Source organism: Sulfoacidibacillus thermotolerans, from assembly GCF_003144315.1.
GTDB classification, from domain to species: domain Bacteria; phylum Bacillota; class Bacilli; order Alicyclobacillales; family SLC66; genus Sulfoacidibacillus; species Sulfoacidibacillus thermotolerans.
This window is the reverse complement of record NZ_MPDK01000052.1, coordinates 1-4075: the sequence shown is the minus strand read 5'-3', so window position 1 is coordinate 4075 and position 4075 is coordinate 1. Positions and strand designations below refer to the sequence as shown.

The following is a 4075-nucleotide window of genomic DNA, read 5'->3' as shown; positions in this document are numbered from 1 at the left end:
ATCGCAACGGCGAGCTGCAGAAACTCACCACCCGCCTAGCAAGTCAATACGGTGTGATCGTCATGGAGGATTTAAACGTAAAGGGCATGATGGAAAATCATCGTTTGGCAAGAGCGGTGGGAGACATGGGCTTTCACGAGTTTCGACGGCAGTTAGTGTATAAGACTGCTATGCGTGGAGGGCAACTCATCGTTGTGGATCGGTGGTTTGCCTCCAGTAAAATTTGCTCAACGTGTGGGACGAAACAAGAAAGCATGCCGCTATCCGTACGAGAATGGACATGCTTAAAATGCAACACGCATCATGACCGCGACTTGAACGCGGCGAAGAATCTCATGAAATGGGCCGTGAGTTCCACGGTGACAGCCTGTGGAGAGGATGTAAGACCTGCTATCACAGAGGCAGCCTCAACGAAGCAGGAATTCAACGTCAAAAGCTACCTATACGTAGATTTGAGTAAGTTTGGAAGAACGGTCTTATTCGACGTAGATTCATCTAATCGTATCTGCAATCCTGATATCCGACATTGGACGTGCTGGACTGCTCTGTTTCCAGATTGTCATTGGATGAATTTATCATGCGCTGATAATAATCCCAAAAACGTTCGATCATTTCTTTATTCGCAAAATATACTCGGCCTTGTTGCCCGTAGCTACGCCAGTTGATAAATCCAAACGACTTCGCAATATCAATAGAGTGTAAATATGTTGTGTATAGAGAAGGAATGCCATAAGAGATGCCTAGTTGTTCACGTAAAATATCCTGAACACTCGCAACAAACGTTCCGTTTGGGGAGTGCTCAATGTTTTTGATAATAATGTTGCTGAGTTCAGCAACAAGCTGCGGGTTCGATTTTTTTTGAAGTGGAGGCATTTGATTCACCCCGTTTATAACTTTACCGTTTACTTTTTGAACTTGATGATTCGTTAAGTTCAAAAAGTAAACGGCTTTGTATTTTGTTCATGGATCGATTCATCCCATAAATCAAGAAATTGATTTTTGCATGTGTGAAGAATTCATTGCTGAGGGTTCCCCCAACTGTTCATTCAACTCTTCAAGTGCACGTTGTTTTGGTTCAGGTAAGAGCATTGTTAATCCGACACCAAGGATAGCTATGATTGAGAGTATTCCCATTAGATGGGACAACCCGATGGATTTCAATAACGGTGGGAATAAGAATGCAGCAACGAATGCGCCCAGTTTACCACCTGATGCGGATAATCCATGACCAATTCCTCGAATATCTGTAGGATATAACTCGGCAGGATACAAGAATGTTGTTGTGTTAGGACCAAATTCAACAAAAAAGAATCCAATTGCATAGACCAGAAGGAACAGCATAGGTACTTTTGTGATGGAGGGGGCTAAGGAAATGAGCCCATACATTAAGGCCATTATCGAAAATCCAATCCACTGAATTTTCTTGCGGCCAATCCGATCCATAAAGGCTGCTGCTACGTAATAACCCGGAAGAGCGGCAATTAAGAAGATAAGTGTTGAAACAAGTGTCGTCTGAATCAGAGAAGAATGCGGCAATAAGTTTTTCATTAAAAGTTGAGAAGAAACGCCATTGCCATAAAACACGATGTCAATTAAAAACCAACTACCTGCTGTTCCAATCAAGCGTTTGAGATAGGTTCTTTGCCAAATAGAGTGACGCTTCGTCGTGACGGCATTGGAAAGTGCATCCACACTTTCACCGGTCACTAACTTGATCGTTTGTGCAGTTTGTGCTTGATCTCCTTGTACATGAAAAGAGTAGCGCGGACTTTCTGCAATTTTACGCCGCAGATAAATGACAGAGGCAGCTGGAATTGCACCGATTCCCAACATAAGTCTCCAAATGATGGCGTGTGATAATCCAGTTGATAGAAGGGCGGCTGCAATGGCGGGACCAATGACTAAGCCAATTCCCTGCATGGCAAAGACTAAGGTAACGAGTCGTCCGCGATCTTTCCGATTCGCATATTCTGCAGTAATGACCGAGCTAGTTGGATAATCTCCTCCAACACCTAATCCGACAATAAACCTAAAAATTAAAAGCTGGGTAAAGTTCATGGAAAATGCAGATAAAACCGCCCCTACCACAAGTAATAGAACTTCAATTCCATACATTTTCTTGCGTCCTAATTTATCCATTAATCGGCCAAAGATGATGGCTCCAAGTACAGCGGCCAGCAATGCGGTACTGTTTAATAGGGAGAGTTGCACGGTATTTAGATGCCAAATGGGAGTTAAGATGGCGGTGACGGTTCCAATAATAAATAAGTCATATGCATCGGTAAAAAAACCCATGCCAGCCGTTATCACTGTCTTCCAGTGATATTTCGTGACAGCTATCTCATCAAGAGAGTGCAGTGCACTCTGATTACCCAAATGGATCTCCTCCTCGAATATTTTCATGTATAGCATAGAGGCGCAATGTAAACATTTCGTGAAATGTAGGTATGCATGATATGAAGTTAAAGTAAATCTTACGTAAATCAATGTTCTATCGTACGATTTTGTAATCCTCTCTTGCTATATTTTTAACTCAACTTTCGCAGCACGAAAACAGCCGCTAAACCTTGATAGGACTGAAGAAAAGAGTGCTACACAATCCATCTTGACAATGACAAAATCATAGGTAGATATGAAAAGGCACCCCTTGTTTTGGTAAACTTAGTTTGCCAACAAAAACCTACCAAAAGGGGTGCCGTATTGATGATAACGGATAAGTTCACTACAAAACAACTCCCACTCTCCTTTCAAATCGCGTTTGCAGGGGTACATATTGGAAAGCACTTTCGACAGGCAGGGATTTCTAAGGCTCTCGGATTCTCTTGTCTCTCTCTGTTTCAGACCCTTCTTCTGCTCGTCTTCCAGCATAAAAACTGGTACGTCTATCGCTTCCTCAACTGCCCGCGATTCTCGTGACGTAAATTCTTGTTGTCCCTGTCCGTTAGTATCATTCAAAAGGCAAAGCCACTCACTTCGAATCAGCGCGTTCGTGTATTCATTGTGGATGATTCTGTCTACGAACGAGGGCGCAGCCGTGCCGTCGAATTGCTGGCCCGAGTTCACGACCATACCGTCAACCGATTTGTCAAAGGATTTCGGATGCTGACACTGAGTTGGTCCGATGGAGCGACCTTTGTGACCATTGACTTCGCACTGCTCAGTTCAACCAAGAAAGAGAACCGATATACTGAAGCGATCGATAAGCGAACGGTGGGTTACAAGCGACGCAAAGAGGCGGTAAAACAAACACCGGAGGCTGTGATCGGACTCCTTCGAAACGCGCTATTGGCAGGCGTTCAGGCCAGTCACGTGCTCACGGATAGCGTTTACCCATCTTCCCCTCCTGCGCGAACTCCATCAAGAGGGGCTCTTTGTCATCGGCATGGTGAAGGCGATGAAACAGCGGTATCGATGGGGCGATGAATCGCTCACCTTGAAAGAACTGTACCAAGTAGCCAAGCCTGACTTTGGACGCAAACAGATCCTTGCTTCTTTGTTGGTCGAACTGGAACCTGGGCTGTCATGTAAAATTGTCTTTGTGAAACATCGTCACAAGAAGAGGGAATGGCTCGCGATTTTGAGTACCGACGTGGCGCTTTCGGAGGAAGAAATCGTTCGAATGTACGGGATGCGCTGGGACATTGAAACGTTTTTCAAAGCGTGCAAATCCATGCTCAAATTAGGCAAGGAATTTCAGGGGCGCTCGTACGACATGATGATCGCACACACCACCATCGTGTTTACCCGCTACGTCATGCTGACTTGGGAATCGCGACAGAACATGGATCCGCGTACCATAGGCGGTATTTTCTACTTGGTGTGTGACGAAGTGAAGGATCGTGACTGGCTGACTGCACTGAGCGAACTGTGGGCAATCGTGGAGCCAATTTTGCTGGGTGTCGTTTTGAACATGAAACAGGTGCAGCGTCAACTCCAAGATTGGATCGCCACTCTACCCAGCTATATCAAGGGCCACCTGTCACTTGTGACCTGCGAAAGTTGAATATATAATAAAACGCATGAAGGTGATTGACAATCGTCTTCATGCGTTAAGCTTTGTCGCCTCTCACTTACA

General features: G+C 44.8%; 2 protein-coding genes and 2 pseudogenes. 2 read left to right on the top strand and 2 right to left on the bottom strand.

Going from position 1 to position 4075, the window contains the following annotated elements; genetic code table 11:
* Window positions 1-14: 14 nt before the first annotated feature.
* A pseudogene (locus BM613_RS15895) lies at window positions 15-332 on the top strand (RNA-guided endonuclease InsQ/TnpB family protein); the annotation flags it as partial.
* A 163-nt stretch (window positions 333-495) separates the two neighbouring features.
* Here the strand turns inward: BM613_RS15895 and BM613_RS15610 are convergent.
* Window positions 496-936 (bottom strand): hypothetical protein, encoded by a 441-nt coding sequence (locus tag BM613_RS15610; protein ID WP_245926401.1) that lies wholly within the window; start codon window positions 934-936, stop codon window positions 496-498.
* Between the two features lie 48 nt (window positions 937-984).
* Window positions 985-2376 carry an MFS transporter gene (locus BM613_RS13920; protein ID WP_245926400.1) on the bottom strand — a complete coding sequence of 464 codons (1392 nt, stop codon included), beginning with the start codon at window positions 2374-2376 and terminating at the stop codon, window positions 985-987.
* A gap of 327 nt (window positions 2377-2703) precedes the next feature.
* Here BM613_RS13920 and BM613_RS13915 point away from each other — a divergent pair.
* A pseudogene (locus BM613_RS13915) lies at window positions 2704-4003 on the top strand (IS4 family transposase).
* The last annotated feature ends 72 nt before the right edge of the window (window positions 4004-4075 follow it).